Origin of the sequence: Desulforadius tongensis, from assembly GCF_016907915.1 — a bacterium.
GTDB classification, from domain to species: Bacteria; Bacillota; Desulfotomaculia; order Desulfotomaculales; family Desulfohalotomaculaceae; genus Desulforadius; species Desulforadius tongensis.
Map to the genome: position 1 here is coordinate 84,241 of NZ_JAFBCW010000005.1, position 25,740 is coordinate 109,980.

The following is a 25,740-nucleotide window of genomic DNA, read 5'->3' on the forward strand; positions in this document are numbered from 1 at the left end:
GGGGACAGATTGCTCTGTCCCAATTTTGTTGTTGGGGGTATTAATAATGTTAAAAGGTTTCAAAAAACAATTATTTATTTATTTGGCGTATTTAAGTTTAATTGCAGTTGTGGCAGCGGGTGTTAAATGGATGGGGGTAAGTTCTCAAGCGGGTTTGTGGACCGCCCTGGGCATCGCTGCTTTATTTGCTGTTTTTTGGCCCCGCTGGTAACCCTGCACAGGGCTGCATAACGCAGCCGAACTTTGTTTTTGCAGCCAAAAGATTGTGTTAATTGGCAGAAGTTGCTGATTAAAACCCGAAATAGTATGCAAAATCTATTTTACAGATTGTGAACTGGTTTAATTTGCAGGTTAAACACTAGATTATTTTCACCGTATCAACGGAGAGATTAACCTAATGAATCAGTTTTTTGACATGTTTATGGTTAAACAATTGGACAGTTGTACACTTTTTTTACTACAAAAATTTGTACAGGTGTAATAAAGTAAAATAAAAAGACATGTCAAATAATTAACATTTAATTAATCAAAACAAGTGAATATAATAAAATATCAATGTATACAGTATAAAAATGCTAGTTTACTTTTATTAATTAGCTGGTTGTGATAATATATTTTAAACTGGGAGGTGCTTTTTTATGGAAAAAAGGAAAATTTACATAGTGGATACTACCCTGCGGGATGGTGAGCAGACCGCCGGTGTTGTTTTTGCCAACCGGGAAAAGGTACGTATTGCTAAGCTGCTGGATGAGCTAGGGGTGGATCAAATTGAAGCGGGCATCCCGATAATGGAAGGAGACGAGCAGGATGCTATTAAAGCTATCTGTTCAGCGGGATTAAAGGCCAGTATTATGGGCTGGAATCGCCCGGTTATTAGGGATATTGAAGCTTCCCTGGAGTGCGGGGTGGATGCAGTGGCCATTTCCATATCCACCTCTGACATACATATAAAATATAAACTGGGCAAATCCAGGGAATGGGTAATTGAGAATATGGTTCGGGCGGTGGAATTTGCTAAGAAGAACGGGCTTTACGTTTCCACAAATGCTGAGGATGCCTCCCGCAGCGATATTAATTTTTTGATAGAGTATGCCAAGGCGGCCAAGGAAGCCGGGGCGGACCGGCTGCGTTACTGCGATACGGTGGGGGTACTGGATCCCTTTACCACTTATGAGTATATATCCAGGATCCGCGAGGCGGTGGATATTGAGATTGAAATGCACACCCACAATGATTTTGGTATGGCCACCGCCAACGCTTTGGCCGGGGTGAAGGCCGGCGCCAATTACGTGGGAGTTACCGTGCTGGGTTTGGGTGAGCGGGCCGGTAACGCTGCCCTGGAGGAAGTGGTAATGGCGTTAAAACACCTTTATAAAATTGATTTGGGCTTTAAGACCGACATGTTTGTGGAGGTGGCCGAATATGTTTCCCGGGCTTCAGGAAGAGAACTGCCGGCCTGGAAGGCTATTGTGGGCAGCAACATGTTTGCTCACGAATCGGGTATTCATGCCGACGGGGCACTGAAGAACCCCAAAACATATGAGGCCTTCCAGCCGGAAGAAGTGGGCTTGGAACGGCAGATTGTGATCGGTAAGCATTCCGGTACGGCGGCACTGCGGGCCAAGTTTGCAGAATACGGAATTACCCTCAGCCGGCACCAGGCAGAGGAGCTGCTGCCCAAGGTGCGGGCGGCGGCAGTGGCTTTAAAACGTGTGCTGTTCGATAAAGAATTAATGTATATTTACGAAGATTACTACGGCTATCCTCACGGTCAGCATTACATTCATCACGGAAAGAGGGATTAAATTGGGTCAGACAATCATTGAAAAGATACTTTCCAGCCACAGCGGTCAAACTGCCAGGGCCGGGGATATTGTGGTGGCCGAAGTGGACTTGGTAATGGGGCAGGATGGCACATCTCCGCTGGCCATCCGGGCTTTTAACGACATGGGCGGTGAAAGGGTCTTCAACCCGGAAAAGGTGGCCATGGTGATTGATCACAGTGCCCCCAGTCCCAACGAAGGGGTTTCGGCACTGCATAAACTAATGAGGGAATTTGCCTGGGAAAAAAATATTAAGTTATACGACATCGGTGAAGGTGTTTGTCACCAGCTGATGCCGGAAAGCGGTAAAGTGGGACCGGGAAAATTAGTAGTGGGAGCGGATTCCCACACCTGTACCTACGGGGCGTTAAACGCCTTTTCCACCGGGGTGGGTTCCACCGACCTGGCCGGGGCGATGATTTCCGGTAAAATGTGGTTTAAAGTGCCGGAAACGATTAAATTTGTTTGTCATGGTGAACTGCCTTACCGGGTGTATGCCAAAGACTTGATTCTTTACCTGATAGGGAATGTAACTGCCGACGGGGCCACTTATAAGGCGGCTGAATATACCGGTGAAGCGGTAAAGGCACTGTCGGTGGAAGGCAGGATGACCATGGCCAACATGGCCATTGAAATGGGGGCCAAGGCGGGGCTGATGGAAGCGGATGAAAAAACACTGCAGTGGCTGGCTAATTTTACCAACGAAAAATTTACCCCGGTGGCACCGGATTCCGATGCGGTATACGCTGACATCAAGGAATATGATGTTTCTAACTTAGAACCCCAGGTGGCCATGCCCCACCGGGTGGATAATGTAACCAGTGTTGGCAGCGTGGCGGGAACTCCAATCCAGCAGGCGGTGATTGGAACCTGTACCAACGGCAGATTGGAAGATTTAAAAATTGCTGCTTCTATCCTTAAGGGTAAGAAAATTAATCCTAAAGTAAGGCTCATTGTAGCTCCTGCGTCAAAGAGAATCTACATTGAAGCCATGAATCAGGGCATTATTCAAACACTGGTGGAATCCGGTGCTGCGGTGGTTACCCCGGGCTGCGGCCCCTGCGTGGGCACCCACAACGGCATTCCCTCCGACGGGGAAAATGTAATATCCACCGCCAACAGGAACTTCAAGGGCCGCATGGGCAACAGCAGCGCCCAAATTTACCTGGCTTCTCCGGCCACAGTGGCGGCTTCCGCCCTGGCCGGGGAGATTGCCGACCCCAGGGAGGTATAATTTAATCGTAAAACAACATTTTTCAGGGCGGGTGAAATGATGAACCTTTCAGGTAAAGCTCATAAATTTACTCAAGATGACATCAATACCGATTACATTATATCGGGCAAATATAAATTTAAAACCCTGGATATGAAGGAACTGGCCAAACATGTAATGGAAGATTTAGACCCGGATTTTTACTCTAAAATCACTTCCGGTGACTTTATAGTGGCGGGCAGAAACTTTGGCTGCGGTTCTTCCCGGGAACAGGCTCCGCTGGCCATAAAAAATGCCGGTATATCTGCGGTGCTGGCAAAATCCTTTGCCCGGATTTTTTACCGCAATGCCATTAACACCGGTCTGCCGGTGGTGGAGTGCGATACAGACCAAATAAACCCCGGTGACCGGCTGGAGATAGATTTAAGGGCGGGTATTGTTAAAAATATTACCAGGGGTATTGAAATAAAGGCCAAACCGCTGCCGCCGGTAATGATAAAAATATTAAACGATGGCGGCCTGGCAGCACATTTTAGAAAGTACGGGGATTTTAATATTGGGTAGCTGGGAGGTAATATTTTGCATAATGTGACGTTGATTCCCGGTGACGGCATTGGCCCGGAAATAACAACGGCTGCCCGCAGGGTAATAGATGCCTCGGGGGTTAACATAAACTGGGAAGTGGTGGAAGCGGGGGCGGCGATGATTGAGCGATACGGCACGCCCCTGCCGCGGTATGTAATAGAATCGATTAAAAAAAATAAAGTGGCGTTAAAGGGTCCTTTAACAACCCCGGTGGGTAAGGGGTTTCGCAGTGTCAATGTAACGCTGCGGAAAGAACTAAATTTATATGCCAACCTGAGACCGGCCCGGTCGCTGCCCGGCATAATAACCCGTTATTCCCATGTGGACCTGGTGGTGGTAAGAGAAAATACCGAAGATTTGTATGCCGGGGTAGAGCACATGGTGGGCAGGGATGCTGCCGAAAGCATTAAAATCATTACCCGGGAAGCGTCAGAGCGGATTGTTCGTTTTGCCTTTCAATATGCCGTAAAAAATAACAGGAAAAAAGTTACGGTGGTGCACAAAGCCAACATAATGAAATTAAGTGACGGGTTATTTTTAGAAACTGCCCGGCAGGTGGCTGAGGAATACCCGGGCATAGAATTTGAAGATGTAATAGTTGATGCCCTGAGCATGAAACTGGTGCAGGATCCTAACCGTTACGACGTCATGGTAATGCCCAACCTGTACGGTGACATTATTTCTGATTTATGTGCCGGTTTAATAGGCGGCCTGGGTGTGGCTCCCGGTGCCAATATCGGTGACGGTTGTGCGCTGTTTGAGCCTGTTCATGGCAGCGCGCCGGATTTGGCCGGGCAGAATAAGGCCAACCCCCTGGCTGCTGTACTGTCCGGGGTAATGATGCTGCAGTACCTGGGAGAACACCGGGCAGCAGAACGAATATCTGCAGCGGTGGAAAGGGTGTTAAAAGAAGGGAAGTATTTAACCGGTGACCTGGGAGGTACAGCCTCAACCGGTGAAATGGCGGAAGCCATTATTAATAATATTAAATAGTCACAACCTCCCCCAATATAGATTAAAGAAGAAGCAGCTGCCTTAGAGGTAACTGCTTCTTCTTTTTTTTCCATAAATTTTATAATGCTGTTTTAACGTGTTTTTGTCACTATTAACCACCCTGGAAAATATTCTGTAAGAACAGGTATTTTATATAGTTGTAAGTTAATGATTTTTGAGGTGATAATCGCTAATGGTTTGGAGGAGATGGCAGTGAAAGAATACAAGAAATTTGCCCAAGAGGGCTTAGAAGAGCTGGATTTTAGCGAGCTGGATGTTGAAGAATTAGATTTTGACGGTGCCGGTGATGATCTTGTTATCGATGAAAAGAGTACCGCCGCTGGGCAAAAAAGCTGTATGGAAATGAGAAGTACGGCAGGAAAAGACCGCGACCATTACAAAATGCTGGGGCAGATATCAAAGGTACTGGATGACCTGGCAGCTGCAGATAACTGCCCTGGGGACCATATGGTAGAAGATATAGACCTGCCCGTGCAGAAGGATCATAAGGACTGGTATATAAACCATGGTAAAAGGGAATGGGATTTAGTTATTGATCAGTTTAACGAAGAAAAAGAACGGGAACAGGAATTGGAAACAGTTTTTGATGGCTTGGAAGATGAAAAATGGGAACAGCGCCCGGAAACGGTATTGAAAACAAAGTCCATGGGTACTCTGTCCGCTGTTTTACTGGCCGGCGGGGGTGCTTTAATGCTTGGCTTGGCTTCGGTGGGGGTAGCCAGTTTAGTCAAGGAGCACCGGGCTAAAAAGGCCGCCAGGCAGGAAGAAGCGGAGACAGAAGCAAAGCCGGTAAAAACACTGCCGCTGGAAACGGCACCGGCACCGGGAAGCCAACCGCCGGTTCCGGAACCGGTAAGACCTCTACAGCGGCCCGTTTTAAGGCCGAGGATTTATCATCGTAATGTTGGATAATGATAAAGAACCCTGCAGAAAGAAGCGGGGTTCTTATATTTAGGATTCATTTATTTTTGCCATTTTTTGCCAAAGATGGTACGCGGTGGGGCAGCGGGGCATAAAATATATCAGCTGGTTAATTGATAAACCGTTAAATAAAAATACAGAGGGGTACGTTTTATGAAAAAATTTATCATCAAAGCGCAAAAAGATACCTTTGTAGCCAGTGCCGCCCCCCGCTTGGCACTGTGCCGCGCACCCAAACTGGTTGTGGGAACAGGTAGATATTGTAAATTGATATCTTATATTTACTTTGATCTTTCCCCCCTGCCCCGGGAGATGAAAGTTGTATCTGCCCGGCTTAAACTTCACTTTGATGAGCCGCCCTTTATAAGTACCCCGCTAAAGTCATTGTTAATTAAAATGCTGGCCGAGCCTTTTAATGATTGTGAAACAGCTTATAACAATAAACCGGAACTTATACCGGGAGTGGGGCAGGGGGTTAAAATCAGCTCATACCGGCATCCTGTTACTGCAGATGTTACAAAAATAGTGAAATACTGGCATACAGAGAAAATAAAGAACAACGGCCTGGCGCTGCTGCCGGGGCACTGCACAATGGGGGCAGCGGTGTTCTGCAGTGCCGACGGTATAGACAGTTCTTTGCACCCCGTTTTAACAGTTAAAGTCGGAAAAGCACATTGTTCAGCCTGTCAAACCAATAACATTGTTCAGGAATATACAGTGAGCAGGGATGAAAAATTCAGTGCTGTGCATGAGGTGTGGTGTTACTCCGCTTTTAGTTTGGTGATAAAAAATGTGGGCACGGAAAAGGTGTTAATTAAGCTGCAGAACAGTCCGGACGGCAGTGTTTTTATAGATGAAGAACCGGAATATGAATTGTCCCCCGACCAGGCCGGTATTTTTGTAAACCGCTATTTTACCCGTTTCAGCAGGGTTAAATTTTACCTGGCAGCGGGAGAAACCGGTATGGGAAAAATAAAGATTTGGCTGCAGGGGAGGAAAGTTTAGCACATTTTTTCAGTTGGCAACATATGTTAATTTAAAAAATTAAGGAGTGATTTTAAGATGCCCAACAACGCGGTTTTTAATTTTGATCCCGATAGTTTAAGGGCGAAGGTTTTTGGTTCTGAAAAAAGGCTGTTGCTACAGACTCCGATGGCAGATTGGAAATTCGCAGCATTTCAGATTCTATAACTGTTACGGCCACCGATCTGGATATTCGCAGTTTGACCGAAGTCTCTGATTCTATTCAAATTTTTGCCAATGACGGAACCGACAACGTTGCAGTGAGGGCGGATAATGAGGGACGGTTGGAAATCCGCAGCATTTCGGACTCCGTAACCGTTACTGCCACTGACCTGGATATTCGTGACTTGAGCGAAGCTTCAGACTCGATCCTCATTTACGGTAATGACGGCAGCAACAACGTGGTAATTAAAACCGATGCTGACGGGCGTCTGGAAATAGCCAGTATTTCTGAACCGATTACCGCAATTACCACCCCGGATTTTAGCGAAGCTAATTTCACCAATGTACAAACCGGTGACTCTTTTACCCCCCTCAGTTATGTAGATACAGCTACCCAGCAGGTATATACCTTCTTTGTTTATAATAAGGGTACTAATTCTGCCGATGTAAGGCTGGACGTCAGCGCTGATCAAAACACCTTCTTTACAGATGTAACTGCCAGAACCATTAGTGCCGGGGCCACCGATACTTTTGTGGCTAAAACCTTTATGCGTTATACCCGCCTTGCTTACAAGGCTACCACTGCCGGGCAGCAAACCACCTTGGATATATTTTTTCAAACACAAACCAGCTAATTAAACAAGGGAGTATGCTTTACTCCCTTGTTATCTGCTGCCTGACAGTAATAATTTGGGGCCGGCAGGTCAAAATTGTAAAATTAATGGTTATTGATAATTGAATTTTTCTTTGATTTATCACCATCAAATCTTTACAGGCTGTGGTGTAGGTTAATGTGTGGCTGCAGGGGCACAACCGGATGTCAGGGGGCACTTCTATTTCTTGGCAGCCGGAGGTATGGCAGTAGTCATAGCCTTTTTTAAACCGGTATTCCACAGATATATAGTAATTGAAATAAATTTTGGCCCTCTTTCTGTGCCGTACCAGCTTGAAGTTATCCAGTATTACATGGCATTTTTCCCCGGCAGCAGCCGGCCGGCAGCAGGGATAGCAGCTTATCTGCATATTTAATTGTCTTTTTATTTCTGATACAACCTCGGCAACAATTTTGGTATATTTCAAGGCTTATCATCCCCCGGTGATCCCGGTAATTATTTTGACTTTATTTTATTCCCACCATAAATGTGTTGTTACTAAAACAACAACCTGTTTTGGCTTTTCCCGCCGGTTAATTAATAACATGTAATTTTGCTGCAGCATATGATAACCGCAGGGATGTTACGGGGAGGATGAATATGAGTGCAAATTATACCGTCAGTCTTTGTATGATTGTAAAAAATGAGGCAGAAAATTTAGCCCGCTGTTTAAGCAGTGTAGAGAATTTAGTAGATGAAATTATTGTGGTGGATACCGGTTCAACCGACGGCACCCCGGAAATAGCCAGGCGATTTAAGGCCCGGGTATTTAATTTCCGGTGGGTTAACGATTTCAGTGCTGCCAGGAACTATTCCCTTGAACAGGCCACCGGCGATTGGATTATATACCTGGATGCGGATGAAGAATTGATGGTAGATGACAGGGAGCATTTTTACAGTTTATTAAGCCGATCGGGGGTGGAGGGATATTACTTCAATATTATCAATTCCACTTCCGATCAGCCCGGCGGCCAGCTGCTGAGGCATTCTAACCTGCGGCTGTTCAGGAATAATCCCGCTTATCGTTTTCAGGGAGCCGTTCACGAGCAAATAATTCCTTCCATTTTAGCCAGCAAACCGTCAGCCAAGCTGCTCAGCGCCGGTATTCAAATTTTTCACCATGGTTACAGGCCCAACGCTATTAAAGAAAAGAACAAAACCGGCCGGAATTTGGATATTCTGCAAAAACAGGTGGCTGAAAACCCGCAGGATAATTTTTTACGCTACAACCTGGCTGTTGCCCTATTTGAAAGAGATGACCTGGAAGCATCACTGGCTGAGTTTCAAAAGGTGCTGGAAAGCCTGGATTTAAAGGCCGGCTACGCCCCCACCGTATACCGGAACTATGCCATTTGCCTGTTAAGAAATAATCAGCCCCGGCAGGCGCTGGATATTGCGGAAGAGGGCATCCAGCACTTCCCGGCCTATACGGACCTTTACTACCTGAAGGGCCAGTCATTGGAAAAAACAACCCAGCTCACCAGAGCCCAGGATGCTTATTTAAAGTGCCTGGAACTGGGTGAAGCACCGGCGGCATATGTATCCACCGCGGGAGTTGGCAGTTACTTACCGCTGCGTAAATTGGGACAGTTAATGGAAAAATGCGGGCAGTACCGGCTGGCGGTGAGTTATTATCAAAAGGCCTACCAGGCCTGCCCGGGGCAGCAGGATACGTTAATAGAATTGGGGAGTGCGCTGAAGAAGGTGCTTAAAGACCCGCTGCAGGTGAGAGCTTATATTCAGAAACACATTAAAGTAAACAGCTCGGTGCAGTTAATACGATTGGCGGATTTGTTGTATTCGGTGGCCGATTACCAGGGGTGTTTGATTTATCTGAATGAATTTATTGCCCGGGGAGAAGTAAAAACTGACCAGGTTACCGTTTTAAAGGCCAAATGCCTGGTACAGCTGGGGCGGTGGGAAGAGGCCAAAGCGCAGTTTTTGGAAATTGCCCCTGGCAGCCCGCTTTTTAAGGAAGCGGTACTGGAAAGCTGTGTTTGCAGTTGGGCCGTAACTCCGGCGAAGAATGCTGCCTGGTTAATAGAGCGGATAAAAGATGTGGATTACCCGCTGTATAAAGTGTTAAGGACCTTTAACCAAAAGGTTGTTTATGATGATGATGAGCGGCCGGCCGGTGATCTGGACGCCGCAGCATTGGAAATGCTGCTGGTAAAATTATTAAAATCTAACAATATATCCCTGGCCAGGTCTGCGGCCGCTCTGCTGGGTGAGCAAAGCGAGGGGGAAATATGCTGCCGCCTGGGCAGGGCTTTGTTTAACGGTGGTCACCCCATGGAGGCCTTTGAATATCTGCTTCAGGCACTGGAAAAGGGCATCAGCCATCCGGATATGTACTATATGCTGGGGTGTATCTGCTATGAGCGTCAAGTTTTGTGGGAAGCGGAGCAATTTTTGCACCAGGCTGTTAAATTGGAGCCCCACAGGCTGCAGTATTATGAAAAGCTGGTACAAATTTCGCTGCAGCAGAGCTGTGAAACACTGCTCCGGGCACTGGCCTGTTTCCCGGATAACCGGGCATTAAAGGAGGCGTTTAATAAAGTAAAGGAATGTCAATTGGAATTTGACAGTGCGAGGGGAGAGCATTGAAAAAAGGAGCAGTAAGTTTATGCATGATAGTAAAAAATGAACAGCACAACCTGGCCAGGTGTTTGAACAGTATCAGGGATTACGTTGATGAAATAGTCATTGTTGATACCGGTTCCACCGACAGTACGGTGGAAATTGCTAAAGGCTTTGGAGCCAGGGTAATTGAGGAACCATGGCGGGATAATTTTAGCCGGGCCCGCAATACCGGCTTGGAACATGCCGGCGGCGATTGGATATTATTTTTGGATGCCGACGAGGAAGTGCTGCCGGGTAACCGGCAGTATTTGAGAAACCTCGGGGACAGCCGGTTTGACGGTTACTTTCTGCAGATTATAAATGTCAATGACGATGGCAGCATTGTCAGGCAGCCGGCTCTGCGGCTGTTTAGAAATCACCCCCGGCATCGGTTTAAAGGGGCCATTCATGAGCAGATTATACAATCGATATTTGCAAACAATCCCGGTGCCCGGATGGCTAATCTGGACATAAAAATAAAACATTACGGCTACCAGGGTAAACTTGTTAACCGGCAGGATAAAATTAAAAGGAACCTCACCATTTTACAAAAGCAGTATGATAAAGGAGAGATTGACGGTTTCCTCTTATACAACCTGGGCAGCGAGTACATTAGAATAGGTGAATTGGAAAAAGCGCTTCATTACTTCCGGCAGGCGGAATCCCTTACTCCCCCTGAAATCAGTTACAACCACCTGCTGGGCAAGAAAAAAATTCAAACCTTGATTTTGTTAAATGAATACCGGGCGGCATTGGAGTCTATAGATAAATATCTGGATTTATACCCCGATTATACTGATTTGTGGTTTTTGAAGGCTGTACTTTATTACCGTAAAGCCATGTACCCGGAAGCGCTGCAGCTGTACCAGAAGTGCTTGGAATTGGGAGAACCGCCGTCATGCTATGTATCGGAGAATGGTGTCGGTTCTTATAAGGCTCAAAATGCCATTAGGCAGATCAAGGCTTTAATTGCCGCTGACAGTAAAAAGAAGACTGCCCCTTCCGGTATCAGCCTGTGTATGATTGTGTGCAACGAAGAGAAAAATTTGGCCCGGTGCTTAAACAGTGTACATAACCTGGTTGATGAAATTATCATTGTGGATACCGGTTCGGTGGATAATACCGCCCGGGTGGCCCGGTCATACGGGGCTCTGGTGTATGACTTTCCCTGGGATGGTAATTTTTCTGCCGCCAGAAACTTTTCTTTAAGCCTGGCCACCGGCCGCTGGATTTTGGTGCTGGATGCCGATGAAGAATTGAGGATTGAAGAGCACTCTCTGCTGCGTGAAACCGTTGCCGGGGCACAAAACTGCCAGGGGTTTTATTTGAAAGTGGTAAATTATTTTAGCCCCGCTGATGACGATGACTATGTTATTGATGCCGTGTGCCGGTTATTTAGAAATAAACCGGAATTTAAATTTCAGGGCCGCCTGCACGAGGAAATTGCTCAATCAATAATCACTCACTGCGGAGCGGACAGCATTTTACCGGCAGAAATTCATATTGATCACCGGGGATATTTGCAGAAGCCGGTGGTGGCCAGGAAAAACCGCAGGAATATAACGATACTTAATTTCCAACTGCAGGAACACCCCGGTGCCTATACCCTTTATGCCCTGGGAACGGAGCTTTTCCAGCAGGGCGATTACAGGGGTGCCCTGGAGCAGTATAATAAAGCGCTGGACCGGTTAAAGGATGGTGAGGCTTTATCTGATCTGTACTTTAAAGCTGCGGTGTGTCATTTGGAATTAAAACAGTACCGGCAGGGATTGGAAGTGCTGCAGAGGGGACAGCGGCTTTTCCCCGATTTTACCGGTCTTTGGTATCTGCAGGGCGTGATGGAGTTTCAGCAAAACCTGCTGCAGCAGGCCCGGAAAACATGGGAAACCGCCCTGGCCATGGGGGATCCTCCCTGGTATCGTTATACTTTTCCCCACGGCATCGGGACATTTCGCACTGCCGCCGCCCTGGCCGGCTGCCTGGAAAAAATGAATTTACCGGAGCAGGCAGAAACACTGCTGGCCGGCTATATTGATAAAAAAGAGGGACTGGGTTCGGTAATTCTACCTTACTGCAGAGTTTTAGTTAATAAGTACGGTGCCGCCGGGTGCTTGGAAAAAATTAAAGCTAAAAACATGCCCACCTGTTTCAGGGAAAGTTTTTTGCTGGCCGACGCCTTTGTCAGGCTGGAACAATATGATGCGGCGCAGGTTTTTATAATTAAATGCCTGGAATTTTTAAAACAGCGGCCGCAGCCGCAGCAGTTTCTTCAGCTGGCCGGTTTACAGCTGGGGCTGGCCGGCAGGCACTGCAGCCGGGGAATAGAAACCGCCGGTTTATCCCCGGTTTTATCCGCATTAAAGCAAAAAATTTTTTCAGCATAATTTCGGCAGCGCATGGGAGGGATGAAAATTAATGGATGAAGTGAAAATCCTGGGTTTTATAAAAATAAACTCTGAGCGGCGATGGATTGCCAAATGTTTGAGAGAAACATCTAAACTATGCCGGCGGATTTTAGTTATTGACCCCAGGTACCACCACCATACGGCAGAAATTTGTAAGCAATTTAATACAGCGCGTTACTGTGTATATGGGGGAGAAAATGATAAGGAACCGGAGCACTGGATGGCGGAAGAGAAAGCAGATTGGTTTTTGTTTTTAAATGGTGATGAGGTGCTGGAAGAAGGCGGGGCGGAAACCCTTAGGGAGGGGCTGTCCAAACTGGACCCCAGGGACCCGGTGTACTCTTTTTTTTACCTGCGGGTGCTATTTTTTGGAATGACCCGGAATACTACCGGATAGACAAAACCCTCGGGGACATATGGGTTCCCCGGCTGCTTACATCCAGGGGAGAGCATCTGCCGGCCGCTGCCGGTGATAAAAGCATCTATGCTTATAATCTTCCGGTTAACCTGCGGGGCAAAGGGCGGAAAATAGATGTTTGTATAAAAAATTACCGCTACCTGTATGCCGGCGGCAGGCAGAAGTATAAATTAAATTTAAATGAACCGGTACACAAAGACTTGTTTAATGAAAATGGTATTCAGCTGGTTAAATGGAATGACAGCCGGCGAGAAAAAAAGAATTTTTATTTTACCAAAGCGGTAAGCTGTTCCCAGCGGCATTATTTAGAAATAACGCGCCTAGTACCGGAAAAAGCAAAAAAAATATTAACTGCCGGCTGCAGCCAGGGAGATTTGGCCGGGATATTAAAGGAGCAGGATAAGCGGAGAGAAGTGGTGGGTATTGAGCTGGATCCCATGTTTGCCGCACGGTCATTAAATAAATTTGATTACCTGCTGGTGGGTAATATTGAAAACATGGAACTAAAATTTCCCACCGGATACTTTGATTGTATCATCCTCAATAATGTACTGGAAAAACTGTTAACCCCCCGGGATACATTATTACATATGAAAAAATTTATCCGTTCCGGGGGATGCCTGGTTTTAAATGTCAGCAACGTAAGAAATATTAATATTATCAATCAACTGGTCACAAAGGGCAGCTGGCTTTACCGGCCGGAACAAATAAGGTTTTTCAGCGCCGGTGATATTAAAAGGATGCTTGTTTCGGTTAATATGACCCCGGAAACCATAGATTATATAAAAGACTCCCACATACCGGAACCGGTTCCGGAAAATAAAATACTGCCTCAAAACCTTACTGCGGATGATATAAATGAACTGCAGGCGAAAGGATTTGTAATTAGAGCGATGCCCTGCATACCCCTTTCTCCATCCAAAGAACTGACCTCCATTATTGTTGTGTCCTGCCAACCGGGGCCGGCCGGCTGCCTGGAAAGTATCCAGCGCTGTACCCCGGAGGACCATGAAATAATTATTATAGATAACGGTTCCGGAAATGATACCATCAAAACTTTGGCCGGTAAAAAGAACACCCGGGTTTTTCGCGTTGACAGCAGTGATTTTAATTATGCCGCTGCTTGTAATTTAGGTATCTCTGTGGCCAGGGGCAGGTATATATGTTTGCTGAGGCCGGAGGCCACCGTGTTTCCGGGCTGGCTCACCCATTTAATATACCATTTGGAAAACAACCCGGATGTACTGGCGGTGGGCCCGGCTGATGAACAAGTGGAGGGAATAAATACCCTGTCCGGACTGGAGAGTTTTGCCCACACCAGGCGCATTAGTAATTGGCAGAAAGCCAGTGAAACAGATTCACTGGGGGAAGGGTGCATCCTATTGAAGAATAAAGTGAAAGAAATTATTGGGGTCTTAAATGCGGGTTTACCTGCCGTCCAGGATGCGGTCAGCGATTACTGCCGGCGTATTAAACGGGCCGGTTATAAACTTTTACTGGCCGATGACGTGTATATACATAAAGGGCGTTATTAACGCCCCTGCTAAAGCTGTTTTAGCAGTTGTTCCGTTAACTGCTTGAAATGCATGTTGTCTTGATATATGGCACTGAGTTCCATTAAGCCTTTCACACCGTACTGGTATATTAATCCCCGTAAATTTTTATCAAAGGATTCATGCCTGTCAGGCAGCGCTGTCCTTTGGGCCAGCGTGGCGTGATATACCCTGACCTTCATACAGCATTTGGGCTTCCAATTATGTTTCAGTCCCACATAATACCTGTATCCCAGCAGCAGACTGTCGTCTTCATATCCCTGCTTTGCTTTTAAAAAACGCGTATCGTACCCGCCCACCGCCTTTAATATTTCCGACCTGTGCAGAACCGGGTGTACGAACCCCTCCATTACCGCATCAAAGGTAAGGGTGGGCAGCAATTTATTCATTTTTTCAATGTCATTCAGCGGTACATTTGAAATCGAAGTTTTTTGCCTGGCCTCCGGGTGCAGTTCTCCCCGGGAGGTTAATATGGCCGGGCAGACCATCGGTTCCTCCCGGTGGGTATGTAAAAAATCAACTAACTTTTCAACCCACCCGTTGGGGAAAATCATATCTACATGGATTTCAGAAATATATTGAACATCTGGGTGCCGGTTCCAAATATAGTGGAAACAGGCCGTTCTGGCCGGTGCAATGCCGATATTATTTCCGCTGCCTAAGATGTGCACATTGAGGTTAAATTTTTTTAAATAACCTTTTAATTCTTCATTGGATAAACAGCCCTGGTTGAATAAAATAACCAGAGCCTTGGGACTGCTGTTGGCTAAACTTGTAAAACACATATCGGCCATGGTCATATCGCTTTCATTTCTAATTAAAAAGGGTAGGGTATGGGCCGCATTATTGATAGGGATCACCTTCTATCTATTTTGAAAAATGTTATCCTGCTGCCTCCTTATTTTCTCATTATATGTACGGCAGAATAAATTCGTTATTAACAATATGGTTGTTTTACACATAACATAGGCCAAAGAATAAATTTCTAACTGGGGATTTTAAGGAGGGAATAATTTGGCAGATTATAAGGTATTAGCAGGCAGTGCCGTGCGTCAAAAGCCGGGAATACTGTCTGAGTTTCTTCAATCGCTGCTTGAGCTTGATACTGCCGGTATAACCGTAGACTTTATGTTTGTTAATGACAATGAACTGGAAAAATCAGAGGAACTGCTGAAAAACTTTAATCCCCCCCGCTCCCGGGTGCACATTATTGAAGGGGATAAAACAGACACCTACACCTGCGATGAAAAAAAGCATCAATGGAAAGAAACCCTCATATGGAAAGTGGCGGATTACAAAGATAGAATTATTAGTTATGCCCGGGAAAAAAATTATGACTTTTTGTTTTTAATTGACTCGGACCTGGTACTTCATCCCCGCACCCTTGTACACCTTATCTCTACCGGCAGGGATATTATTTCCGAAATTTTTTGGACCAAATGGAACCCTGAACTGCCTCCGCTGCCCCAGGTGTGGGTAACGGATCAATATAATCTGTACCATAAACATAGAAACCAGCAGCTGACCCAGGAAGAGATAAACAGCAGGATAAATGGTTATTTAAACTGCTTGAAAATTCCCGGCGTGTATGAAGTGGGAGGCCTGGGGGCCTGTACTCTGATAAGCAAAAAGGCCTTACAGGCGGGGGTTAGTTATAAAGAGATCAAAAACCTCAGTTTTTGGGGAGAAGACAGGCATTTTTGCATCAGGGCATCCGCCCTGGGTTTTAAATTATACGTTGATACCCACTACCCTGCCTATCACATTTACAGGGAATCGGAACTGGAAGGGGTTGCCGGTTATAAAAACTGGTGCCGGAAAAGGCTGTTTAATACCGGCGGCGCATCACTGCGCAGCAGGACAAAGTCGGAAAACAATAAGCTCACTCTTTCCATGCTGGTCAGAAATGAGGCCGGTAGGTACCTGCCCCAGGTACTGAAACACGCGGCGGAATATATTGATGAAGCGGTAATTTTAGACGATGCCAGTGAAGACGATACAGCGGCGGTATGCAGGGAAATATTAAAAGATATTCCCCTGACACTGGTATCAAATAAAACACCGGGTTTTGACAATGAAATACAGCTGCGCAAACAGCAGTGGGAGCTGACGGTCAGTACCGGGCCCGATTGGATATTGTGCTTGGATGCCGATGAAATCTTTGAAGACAGGGTTAAAAACGAAATAAGGCTGCTGATTAACCAGCCCTATTATGATTATTTTGCTTTTCGGTTGTATGACTTTTGGGATGCCCACCATTACCGGGAAGATACCTATTGGCAGGCTCACAAGTTTTACCGCCCTTTTTTAATTAGATACCAGCCCAATTTTAACTACCTGTGGAAAGAAACATCCCTGCACTGCGGGCGCCTGCCGGCCAATATTATTGAATTACCCGGTGCGCTGAGCCGGTTAAGGATTAAACATTTTGGCTGGGCGGATGTAAAAGACCGGGTTGATAAGTATCAAAGATATATGCGGCTGGATCCCGGGGGTAAACATGGTATTATCCAGCAGTACCAATCCATTTTGGATCCCAACCCCCGGTTGATTAAATGGGAAGAGTAATTAAAGGCGCGATGTAAATCGCGCCCGTACTTATGTTTACGGACAGGTGGTATCGTCGATACAGATGATTGTTTGGGCGCATAGGTTATTTAGTGTAAAGCTAAAGGTTACCGGCCCGGAAACACTGGTGGCAGTGGTGGTAATGGCGTTTGGGTTACAGGTGGCGGAATAGGTCATGGTAAAGGCTTCGTCGCAGCCGCAGAGGTTGACGTCAGAATCGAAGGTTATGGACCGGGATTGGTTGTTAATGTTGCAGAAAGATTCGAATGTTGTACCCTGTTCCATGTAAGCGTATTTTAACTGGGTACAGTAAGAAAAGGATATGGTTGGAAACGGGTTTGTCGTAAAGGCCACATTAAACAGTGCCACGTTGCACTCCGGGGGATGGGCCGAATCTACCGGCGTATGGGCCGGGGTGGTGCAGGTAACTGTAAAGGAATCGGTTTGATTGAGGGTTGTAATTTCCTGCACACAGATTTTTCTTATAGCCATTAGTAATAACCTCCTTTATTAAAACTTATTGTATTATACTCCACATAATTACAGGTGTTACATTTTATACTATTTTTTTGGCGGCAACTAAAAAATTTGTTTTGCATAGCATAAATAGTAATCAATATTTGGGGTGAGTTGTTTTGGGTGCCGTTCACAGTCCCCTGATCAGCCTGTGTATGATAGTAAAAAATGAAGAAAAAAATATCGTGCGCTGCTTAAGCAGTGTCAAAGATTATGTAAATGAAATACTGGTTTTGGATACCGGTTCCACTGATTGGACTCCCCTATTGGCCCGGGAAATGGGAGCCAAAGTTTATTTTGGACGCTGGGAAAATGATTTCAGCAAAGCCAGAAATGAAAGCAAGAAACATGCCCGGGGGGAATGGATTCTGTACCTGGATGCCGACGAGGAGATAACACCGGAAACCGGTGAAAAAATACGCCGGTTGGCAGAAAACAAGCGGGTAGAAGGATATACTTTCAGCATCATCAATTACACCGCCAGTGATAAAAATTCACCCCAGCAGATCGGCATTAACTTGAGAATGTTTAGGAACAAACCAAACTACAGGTTTGAAGGTGCCGTGCATGAACAGATAAAGTCAAGTATCTTAAGGGAGAACCCGGCGGCCCAAATTGTACATTCCGGTTTGTCAATCCTGCACCATGGGTATTGTACCGATAACCCCCGCCGGCAGCAGAAAACCCGGCGCAATATTGAGATACTGGAGAAAGTTTTGGCCCAAAATCCGCAGGATCACTTCAGTCATTACAACCTGGCAGTGAGTTATTATGTATCCGGCCGGCTGGAGAAAGCAAAAACCCATTATTTGTTAGCCAAAAAGTACGTTCAAAGGTCCGCCGGCTATTTGCCGGCCCTGTACCGCAATTTTGCCGTTTGTCTTTACGACCTGGCTGAATATGAAAATGCGGTTAAGTTAATTGATGAAGGTTTGTCTTTCTTTCCTGATTACCCCGACCTTTATTACCTGCTGGGGCAGATACATGCTTCTTTAAAGCTGTATGAGCAGGCTGAAAATTACTTTAAAACCTGCTTAAAATTCACCAGAACTAACCCGCATTATATTACTACCAAAGGGGTGGAGAGTTTTCTCAGCCACGAACAGCTGGCGGATATTTTTTATCAAACGGGGAAATGGGATCAGGCGCTGGCTCATCAAGCACAGGCCGTTAAAGCCGGGGCATTGTCCCGCTGCTCGGCATTGAGATTGGCCAATATGGCTAAACAGCGATTTGATGACGGGGAAGAAGTATACCGGTATCTACTGGTTAACCTGCCCGGTTTGGGCTTAGCGGAATTAATCAAACTTATTTTTAATGCCGGGCTGTATGAACTGGTTTTAAAAAAAATTAACCTGTTACCCGGGGAGACCAAGCCGGAGATATTGCTGATAGCCGCCCAATCGGCTGTGCATCTTAAAAGGTGGGCCGAAGCGCAGGAATTTATTTCCGGCATACCAAACACCAGCCCGGAGTATGGCCGGGCCCAGGTATTGGGCTGCTTATGCTGCTGTTTAAGTAAAGATCTGGATGGTTTGAATGGCTATATGAGAGAAGCGGGAAAAAAATATCCCTCTTTTGTAGAGTGCTGTAAACCGGTAATAGATATTTTTACAGGCCGGGGAATAACTAATGTTAAAAATATATTTTGCCCGGCTGGTATCGACTTTATCTACCGGTTAATTCATTTTGACAGCCAAAAAACCATTGCCGTTTTAAGTAATTGTTTAAACAGCAGCCAGTTTGCCGGTATATGTTATGAATTAAGTAAAAAATTCCTTGCCGCCCAAAATTATCAATGGGCAGAAAAACTGCTGGCTTTAGCTCTTAAACAGGGCTGCCGATCTGCCAAAGGTTACCGTTTGTATGGCCAAACCTGTATTGAACAGGAAAAATATTTAGAAGGTATTTATTTTATTCGGCAGGGGTGCATAAAACAAAAAAATGATGCTGCCAATTATCTGGGCTTATTAAAAAGCGTAACCAGTTACTTTCAGCGGAGCCTAAGGAAAATGGTCGGAAAATACCCCCGGTATCACCAAGCTAAGCATCACCTATTATCAATGGCTGCATTTAATGCCAAACTGCCGGGAAGGGAGGAACTGCTGTGAAAAATACTATCAGCTTATGCATTATAGCTAAAAATGAGGCCGGTTCAATAGCCCGGTGCATTACCAGTGCTCTTCCTTATGTTGATCAAGTGGTGGTGGTAGATACCGGCTCCAGCGATCAAACCCCGGAAATTGCCCGGGAATTAGGGGCCGAGGTATGGAATTTTGCCTGGAACAATGATTTCAGCGCTGCCCGTAATTACTCCTTGGAAAAAGCCGCGGGAGAGTGGATTTTATACATGGATTGCGACGAAGAAGTGGAGCCAGGGAGCGGGGGGATTTTACGTGCAGCCGTGCAGACAGAGGACTACGATGCATATTTTATCAATGTTAAAAACATCCTCGGGCAGGGCCATGAAGTAACCTTTCACTCTATCAGGCTGTTTAGAAATTTGCCCCGGTTTAGCTTTGAAGGCCAAATACATGAACAAATTTCATATTCTATTATTGCTCACTCGGGCAGAAACAGGATTGGCAGTATTAACTTTACCTTAATACACCACGGTTATAATCCGGAACAGGTGAACATTAATGCCAAAATACAAAGAAATATCATGCTGCTGGAAGAACAGAGCAAAACCGGCCGGGAGGACGGCTTTTTCTTTTATAACCTGGGCATTGAGTATGTGCGGCAGGGACAGTTTCAGTTGGCACTGGAAAAATTCATGGCCTCTTTAAAGAAAAGCCCCATTAACTGCGGTTATGCACCGGTGCTGGCCAATAAAACGGTGGTCTGTTTAATTGAACTGGGAAGATATCGGGATGCCCTGGAACAACTGCGTTACTTTCAAAGCCTGTTTCCCCGTTACAGCGACCTGTACCTTTTGGAGGCTGCCTGCCATATTCGCTGCGGTCGTTACTCTTTAGCCGCCGGCGGGATAGAGAAAGCAAAAAAGGTTTCCGCCGATAATTTTAAATACCCGGTGGAGGGGAAAATTTTTGGCCGGGCACCGGAAGAAATACTGGATTGGATAAAGCCTTTCCAGGTTTGGAAAAGCAAAAGATTTCAGATTACCGTTTGTATTCTGGCCCGGGGTGAAGAAAAAAATATTGCCCGCTGTATTCAAAGTGTGGGAGAGCTGGCGGACAGCGTTATTCTTGTTACCCCGGGGTGTAGTGACCATACCCTGGCCACAGCCTACCAAATGGGGGCTAAAATATACAGGTTGAAATTGGAAAACAGCCTGGCCAAATTAAGAAACTTTGCCCTGCAGCAGGCTGCCGGTGACTGGGTACTGTTTATTAATGGCAATGAAGAACTAAACCGGCAGGATATTCCTGGGCTGGTGGGAGGATTGAATCAATCGAGGGCAAAGGCGCATTATGTTAGACTGCGAACATTTTATAACCCCAATAATCAACTGGTATACCAGGACCGGGCTAACTGCAGAATTATCAGCAATGAAAAAGATTTTTTTTACAGTTCATCCCTGGTGGAGGATATCGAACAATCGGTACAAAAAAAATACGGGGCTGCCGGTATTGGCTGTTTGCCCGTGACAGTATTTCATTACAGCACCGGTTTTAAATCAGAATTTAGAAAGGTGGATTTTAAAAGAAATGCGGCGTTAATTACCGCCGACTTTGCGAAAATTGGCAAAAATGCTCTGTTTTATAAAACCATGGGATATGAATTTTTGAAAGTGGAAAGGTATAAAGCTGCCTTTGGCCACTTTAACCGGGCGATAAAAATTACCGGTTTTGATGCTCCGGCCGATTGCTGGTATTATGCCATTTACTGCCTGCTGAAGCTGAAAAGATTTGACGAAGCATTGGTGCTTTGTGAAAGAGCCCGGGATTTATACCCTGATTATACCGATATAATCTACCTGCAGGGCTGCTGCAGTTTAAATTTGGGATATTTACAGCAGGCCGCGCAGTGTTACAACCGGTGTATTCAAATGGGAGAGGCGGCCTGGGAAAAGTATACCGTTCATTCCGGTGTTGGTACTTACCTGCCCCGCTGCGGTTTGGCCGAGGTATATTTAAAACAGGGTCAGATAACCAGCTGTTTAAATAATTATAAAATTGCTGCCGGTTATCCAGAGGCAGTTTGCCGTGCCGTTCCTTCTCTGACCAGGTGTATAATAATGAATTTCGGTCCGGGCAGGGTACTGCCGTATTTAAGGGACAACGGGCTGGACAGCTGCCGGCATTTGTGCACTGCCGCCGTTGAGACCGCCAAGAGCGGCTGCCTGATGGAAAGCCTGGAACTGTGGCAGGCAGCCCTTGACAAAATGAAGAAATTAAATGATTTAAGTCAGTACCCGCTGATCAGCTCTACCATGTTCCAAATTTTGGGCGGTATTTACGCTGAGGCAGTGGAGCATAACCCCAACAATGCTCATCTGCAGGCTATTGCTCCCTTTTTTAAAGGCTAGATATTCATGCCATAAATGGCACCAACAGGTAATGAAAAGCCCCGGCAAATGCCGGGGCTTTTCATTACCCGGTGTGCTGCTTCTAGCGGCATGGTAAACCATCTGCTGCCTGTTTAGTCAGCAAAAGCATTACTTCTACCAGGTTGATGTATAAATCCTCATCCGGTGTTTTCTGAAGTTGGGTAAAGACGGTATCTAATACCGGAAAGGCCTGTGAGGTTAAACCTTTTTTAATTAAGATTGCACTGTAATAAATTAGGTTCCGGGTAAGAATATGGATAAATTTTTGCGGTTTTTCATCTGCTATACCGCAAACAGAAAAATACCGCTGGGGTGGTGGGCCCATGGCAATGCATTTATTCATACAGTCCAAAGCTCGGTGGTATTTTCCCAGCTCAAAGTATAATAAACCTTTTAAATACATCAAATCTGTATAGTCGGGATAAACCGGCAGGTAGCGGTTAAGTAAACTTAACCCCTCTTGATACCGGCCGAGGCTTATAAAACAATAGGCCATGGCCCTGAGCATTGCCGGTACATAGTTTGCATCCAATGAACTTTTGTCCAGGGACTCTGTGTAATATTCCAGGGCTTTTTGATAATTGCCCATTCTTTGCTGTTCAACCCCTAAATAAAAGGCAATAAACCCTGAATTACCGTATTCCTGCCGTGCTTTTTCCAGAAGCCTTATGTTGCGTTCTATTTTGTTTTTAGATTCAATCGTGTTTTTTTCATAACCATAGTGGTATACCGTAACATCGGCCAGCCCGATTCTGGCAGGGGAAATATGGCGCAGTACCGAGGGCAGTATCTGTTCATGAATTCTGCATTCAAAGCGGAAGAGGGGATTATTTCTAAATAATCTAAAGGCTAAAAAGCTGGTGCTGGGCCGGTTGTTAAAAATGTTAATAAACTGCAGCCAGTAGGCATCATAGTTATCGTCGTTTACCAGTTTTTTAAGGGTCGGTGCTGTTGCGGAGTCCAGTTCTTCGTCACAATCCAAAAAGAGTATCCAGTCACCGGTGGCATATTCCAGTGATATATTTCTGGCCTGGCTGAAGTCATCCTGCCAGGTAATTTTATATACTTCTGCTCCCAGTTCTTTGGCAATGTCCACCGTTTTATCGGTGGAACCGGTATCCACCACCACAATTTGATCTACAAATGGTTTAGCGCTGTTGATACAGCGGGCAATTTGCTTTTCTTCATCTTTAGCAATGATACACAGGCTGATAGAGCAGGGCAAATCAGTGTACCCCCTTTAAACTGATGCTGTTGATCCTTTCTTTTTGGATGGCAATTAAATATTTATTTAACTCTTCACTGCCGGGGTAGAGTTTTAATGCCTCAAGAACAATTTTTAACGTTTGCTGCAGGTAAATATCCTTTAATAATTTGCGGTAGGGTTTTGATTCCGGGTGGGCAGTTAAGGCTTTGTTAAGCATATGGTGGGCAGTATTTAGTTCGTGATGGTAAGAAAAATACCATGCTAAAACATAGTAATAATCTGCTTTATGACAGCCCTTTTTTATTTCCTGCAGGGCCAGTTTGGCCAGCAGTTCTATTCTTTCACCTGTTACCGGCCAGGTGATTAAATACTTAATCATATCCATTGGTGCGGCTGTTCCGCACAGGTTAAGGATCTTTAAGATTAGTCCCGGTTGTTTATAGGAAAGGATTTTATCGATTATCTGCCTGAAATGGTGTGAGTGAAGAGAAACTTTACCGCCGGAAGAAGGCCGATTGAATAAAATATTATTGATATATTTAAAGGTTTGGTATAAATCACGGTCTTGAAATTCGCTTGGTTGAATGTACATAGAGGCGTCTGCAGCAGGAGTAGAAAACCAGTGGGCGAAAATTAATTCCTGCCGGGCAGTTTGATTTGTGCCGGCACGATTATTGATTTGCTTTAATACTTGGATAGCTTCGCTGCAGCGGCCTAATTTTATTAAAGCCAAACCTTTAAGATAGCATACATCCTCCAGTTTATCGGAGAGCTGGTTTAACAATTTGAGAGACAAATTGTACTCTTCAACTGCATTTAGCAGCCGGGCTAACAGCAGTTTTTTCTCTGTTTTATCCCCTTGTTTTACCGTTTCACTTAAAGTATTGAGCAGCTGCTCTTTGTCTTTAAGATGTGTTTTCAGTAATTGAGCCAGCGTAATGTAATTTCTTAGATCATCATTTTTAAGTTTCAGCCCCTGAATTTGATATTCAATTGCCTTTTCCAGTTTTCCCTGCTTTTTATATATTTGCGCCAGCTGGAATAAGGGAGAGAAACTGCCGCTTCCTGTTCTGGTAGTATACCTACCGGTGTACTTTTCTCCCAGGCGCAGGCACTGCTGATAACAAAGTTTGCCCCTTTCCAGGTGACCTAACCGGGTATAAAATTCTCCCTCTAAAAAGTGAATATCCACATAATCTGGGTATAATGTTTTACATATTTCAATAAGCCTTGCCGCTTCAAACCAATTACCCAGCTGTAAGAGACAGCTTATGTAGGCTATAAACACACTGGGGGCGTAGGTTGCTTTTAAATTAATATTTTTTAAGGCTTTACCGTAGTGAAGGGTGGCCCCTGTCAAATCGTTAAGGTTAATTAAGCAGTTGCCCATATTGTAAAGATGAAAGGGGTCATCGGGATGTTCGGCCAGCATTTTTTTAATAATGCGGTAATTTCTCTCACCTTTGTTTTTAGCAGCGTATTCAGAGGCCAGGTAACCGTAGTGGAAAATACTGATACCCGAATTTGTAACTACATTTTTTTCGTTGGCGGCTAAAATGGTATTTAATATTTGCTCGTGCAGTCTGCCTTCAAAGCGGTATTCCGGTTTGTTTCTAAACATGCGCACGTTGATATGTCTTAATGAAGTATTGCCGTCATTTAGATTGTTGATTACAAAGTAATAACCTTCCACACCGGGATTGTTGGCCAGCGTCCGAAAACGCTGGCTGCAGTGGGGTTCCAGCTCTTCGTCGGCATCTAAATAAAAAATCCAGTCACCGCTGGCGTTGGAAATGCTGAAATTACGCGCCGCTGCAAAGTCGTCATTCCACCGGTAGTGAAATACTTTAGCGCCGAACTGCTTTGCTATGTTTACGGTATTGTCATTGGAACCGGTATCCACAATGATAATTTCATCCACGCAGTCTTTTACGCTGTTCAGGCATCTTTTCAAGCAGTGTTCTTCGTTTTTAACGATCATGCACAATGAAATCATATTCGGCCTCCCGAAAAATGTTATCTGGGGCCGGCAGCTGTATCGCCGGCCCTTGCTGCATCAAGGGCTGGTACTGCCGCAGAATGTTGATGCCGGCAGCCACTCCCCGGATTTAAATTCCCTTTGAATTGATCCCTGACCCGATTGAATTCCCGCGTAAACTAAAATTCCCAGGACAGTGCTCAATTGAGCTCTGATTTCTATTTCCTTCTCTTCAGAGCCAATTCCCACCTGAATGGAAGAAGCGCAGCAGGAGGGAATATCAAGTAATGCTGCTTCGGTAATTAGCTCCTTTGGACAGGAATCCAAATCAAAGATGGCAAAAGTTACGCTCTGGGGTGATAAGGTATCATTGAGAGCTTTAAAGGTAATGTTTTGCTCGTTATTATCTTTGAAAAACGGTCCGGTGGTTAAATTGGCGCTTGGGCCGCGGAAAGCCAGCAGCTGGTTAATTTCGGATTTAATTTCTTCCAGACCGAAGGAAGGATTGAAGACAGCGCCTTGGATGGCGGAAACTTCAGATTTGATTTCTTCTAAGCCGAAGGTTT

The 25,740-nt window shown here is 45.4% G+C and carries 20 protein-coding genes and 1 pseudogene; 15 read left to right on the forward strand and 6 right to left on the reverse strand.

Annotated elements, in window-relative coordinates; translation table 11 throughout:
* Window positions 1-46 precede the first annotated feature (46 nt).
* From JOC37_RS03200 to JOC37_RS03235, 8 genes are all read left to right on the forward strand, one after another.
* Window positions 47-211 (forward strand): hypothetical protein, encoded by a 165-nt coding sequence (locus JOC37_RS03200; RefSeq protein ID WP_204615995.1) that lies wholly within the window; start codon window positions 47-49, stop codon window positions 209-211.
* 427 nt (window positions 212-638) lie between these two features.
* The gene (gene nifV, locus JOC37_RS03205) at window positions 639-1,805 is read left to right on the forward strand and encodes a homocitrate synthase (protein WP_204615997.1); all 1,167 of its coding nucleotides are present in this window, start codon (window positions 639-641) and stop codon (window positions 1,803-1,805) included.
* A 1-nt stretch (window position 1,806) separates the two neighbouring features.
* A complete protein-coding gene (locus JOC37_RS03210; protein ID WP_204615999.1) occupies window positions 1,807-3,057 on the forward strand; it encodes a 3-isopropylmalate dehydratase large subunit in 1,251 nt (416 codons plus the stop codon).
* Window positions 3,058-3,096: 39 nt separating this feature from the next.
* Entirely contained in the window at window positions 3,097-3,600 is a 504-nt protein-coding gene (locus JOC37_RS03215; protein ID WP_204616041.1) for a 3-isopropylmalate dehydratase small subunit, read from the forward strand.
* Window positions 3,601-3,612: 12 nt separating this feature from the next.
* A complete protein-coding gene (locus tag JOC37_RS03220; RefSeq protein WP_204616043.1) occupies window positions 3,613-4,614 on the forward strand; it encodes an isocitrate dehydrogenase (NAD(+)) in 1,002 nt (333 codons plus the stop codon).
* Window positions 4,615-4,827: 213 nt separating this feature from the next.
* On the forward strand, window positions 4,828-5,547 hold the full coding sequence (locus JOC37_RS03225) for a hypothetical protein (RefSeq protein ID WP_204616001.1): 720 nt from the start codon (window positions 4,828-4,830) through the stop codon (window positions 5,545-5,547).
* A 162-nt stretch (window positions 5,548-5,709) separates the two neighbouring features.
* Window positions 5,710-6,561, forward strand: a complete 852-nt coding sequence (locus tag JOC37_RS03230; RefSeq protein ID WP_204616008.1) for a DNRLRE domain-containing protein — start codon at window positions 5,710-5,712, stop codon at window positions 6,559-6,561.
* 155 nt (window positions 6,562-6,716) lie between these two features.
* A complete protein-coding gene (locus JOC37_RS03235; protein WP_204616010.1) occupies window positions 6,717-7,376 on the forward strand; it encodes a DUF6385 domain-containing protein in 660 nt (219 codons plus the stop codon).
* Between the two features lie 19 nt (window positions 7,377-7,395).
* Here the strand turns inward: JOC37_RS03235 and JOC37_RS03240 are convergent, their stop codons facing one another.
* Window positions 7,396-7,821, reverse strand: coding sequence for a hypothetical protein (locus tag JOC37_RS03240; RefSeq protein ID WP_204616012.1), 426 nt, complete (start codon window positions 7,819-7,821; stop codon window positions 7,396-7,398).
* 173 nt (window positions 7,822-7,994) lie between these two features.
* On the opposite strand from JOC37_RS03240, the gene JOC37_RS03245 reads away from it, so the two are divergent.
* The 4 genes from JOC37_RS03245 (at window position 7,995) to JOC37_RS03260 (ending at window position 14,374) form a co-directional block, all read left to right on the forward strand.
* Window positions 7,995-10,001 (forward strand): TPR domain-containing glycosyltransferase, encoded by a 2,007-nt coding sequence (locus JOC37_RS03245; protein WP_204616013.1) that lies wholly within the window; start codon window positions 7,995-7,997, stop codon window positions 9,999-10,001.
* Entirely contained in the window at window positions 9,998-12,400 is a 2,403-nt protein-coding gene (locus JOC37_RS03250; protein WP_204616015.1) for a glycosyltransferase, read from the forward strand. Before JOC37_RS03245 ends, JOC37_RS03250 begins: the two co-directional genes overlap by 4 nt.
* 31 nt (window positions 12,401-12,431) lie before the next feature.
* The gene (locus tag JOC37_RS03255; RefSeq protein ID WP_204616017.1) at window positions 12,432-12,818 is read left to right on the forward strand and encodes a glycosyltransferase family protein; all 387 of its coding nucleotides are present in this window, start codon (window positions 12,432-12,434) and stop codon (window positions 12,816-12,818) included.
* A 221-nt stretch (window positions 12,819-13,039) separates the two neighbouring features.
* On the forward strand, window positions 13,040-14,374 hold the full coding sequence (locus JOC37_RS03260) for a glycosyltransferase (protein ID WP_204616018.1): 1,335 nt from the start codon (window positions 13,040-13,042) through the stop codon (window positions 14,372-14,374).
* Between the two features lie 8 nt (window positions 14,375-14,382).
* Here the strand turns inward: JOC37_RS03260 and JOC37_RS03265 are convergent, their stop codons facing one another.
* Complete coding sequence (locus JOC37_RS03265) at window positions 14,383-15,252, reverse strand: glycosyltransferase family protein (RefSeq protein ID WP_338017331.1); 870 nt, start codon at window positions 15,250-15,252, stop codon at window positions 14,383-14,385.
* A 154-nt stretch (window positions 15,253-15,406) separates the two neighbouring features.
* Here JOC37_RS03265 and JOC37_RS03270 point away from each other — a divergent pair, with 154 nt between their 5' ends.
* Window positions 15,407-16,960, forward strand: a complete 1,554-nt coding sequence (locus JOC37_RS03270; protein ID WP_204616020.1) for a glycosyltransferase — start codon at window positions 15,407-15,409, stop codon at window positions 16,958-16,960.
* A 36-nt stretch (window positions 16,961-16,996) separates the two neighbouring features.
* Here JOC37_RS03270 and JOC37_RS03275 read toward each other — a convergent pair whose 3' ends face one another.
* Window positions 16,997-17,452, reverse strand: coding sequence for a hypothetical protein (locus JOC37_RS03275; RefSeq protein ID WP_204616022.1), 456 nt, complete (start codon window positions 17,450-17,452; stop codon window positions 16,997-16,999).
* 143 nt (window positions 17,453-17,595) lie between these two features.
* On the opposite strand from JOC37_RS03275, the gene JOC37_RS03280 reads away from it, so the two are divergent.
* Together JOC37_RS03280 and JOC37_RS13570 are read left to right on the forward strand one after the other, a co-directional pair.
* Window positions 17,596-19,587 carry a glycosyltransferase family 2 protein gene (locus tag JOC37_RS03280; RefSeq protein ID WP_204616024.1) on the forward strand — a complete coding sequence of 664 codons (1,992 nt, stop codon included), beginning with the start codon at window positions 17,596-17,598 and terminating at the stop codon, window positions 19,585-19,587.
* On the forward strand, window positions 19,584-21,968 hold the full coding sequence (locus tag JOC37_RS13570) for a glycosyltransferase (protein ID WP_204616026.1): 2,385 nt from the start codon (window positions 19,584-19,586) through the stop codon (window positions 21,966-21,968). Before JOC37_RS03280 ends, JOC37_RS13570 begins: the two co-directional genes overlap by 4 nt.
* Window positions 21,969-22,050: 82 nt before the next feature.
* On the opposite strand, the gene JOC37_RS03290 is transcribed toward JOC37_RS13570, so the two are convergent.
* From JOC37_RS03290 to JOC37_RS03300, 3 genes and pseudogenes are all read right to left on the reverse strand, one after another.
* On the reverse strand, window positions 22,051-23,214 hold the full coding sequence (locus tag JOC37_RS03290) for a glycosyltransferase (RefSeq protein ID WP_204616027.1): 1,164 nt from the start codon (window positions 23,212-23,214) through the stop codon (window positions 22,051-22,053).
* 1 nt (window position 23,215) lies between these two features.
* On the reverse strand, window positions 23,216-25,192 hold the full coding sequence (locus JOC37_RS03295) for a TPR domain-containing glycosyltransferase (RefSeq protein WP_204616029.1): 1,977 nt from the start codon (window positions 25,190-25,192) through the stop codon (window positions 23,216-23,218).
* A 60-nt stretch (window positions 25,193-25,252) separates the two neighbouring features.
* A pseudogene (locus JOC37_RS03300) lies at window positions 25,253-25,740 on the reverse strand (hypothetical protein); the annotation flags it as partial.

Bases quoted from the DNA above. Each gene is read 5' to 3' on its own strand.
- nifV (WP_204615997.1), top strand. From the start codon at position 639: ATGGAAAAAAGGAAAATTTACATAGTGGATACTACCCTGCGGGATGGT.
- JOC37_RS03255 (WP_204616017.1), top strand. From the start codon at position 12,432: ATGGATGAAGTGAAAATCCTGGGTTTTATAAAAATAAACTCTGAGCGG.
- JOC37_RS03275 (WP_204616022.1), bottom strand. From the start codon at position 17,452: ATGGCTATAAGAAAAATCTGTGTGCAGGAAATTACAACCCTCAATCAA.
- JOC37_RS03245 (WP_204616013.1), top strand. From the start codon at position 7,995: ATGAGTGCAAATTATACCGTCAGTCTTTGTATGATTGTAAAAAATGAG.
- JOC37_RS03200 (WP_204615995.1), top strand. From the start codon at position 47: ATGTTAAAAGGTTTCAAAAAACAATTATTTATTTATTTGGCGTATTTA.
- JOC37_RS03295 (WP_204616029.1), bottom strand. From the start codon at position 25,192: ATGATTTCATTGTGCATGATCGTTAAAAACGAAGAACACTGCTTGAAA.
- JOC37_RS03230 (WP_204616008.1), top strand. From the start codon at position 5,710: ATGAAAAAATTTATCATCAAAGCGCAAAAAGATACCTTTGTAGCCAGT.
- JOC37_RS03215 (WP_204616041.1), top strand. From the start codon at position 3,097: ATGAACCTTTCAGGTAAAGCTCATAAATTTACTCAAGATGACATCAAT.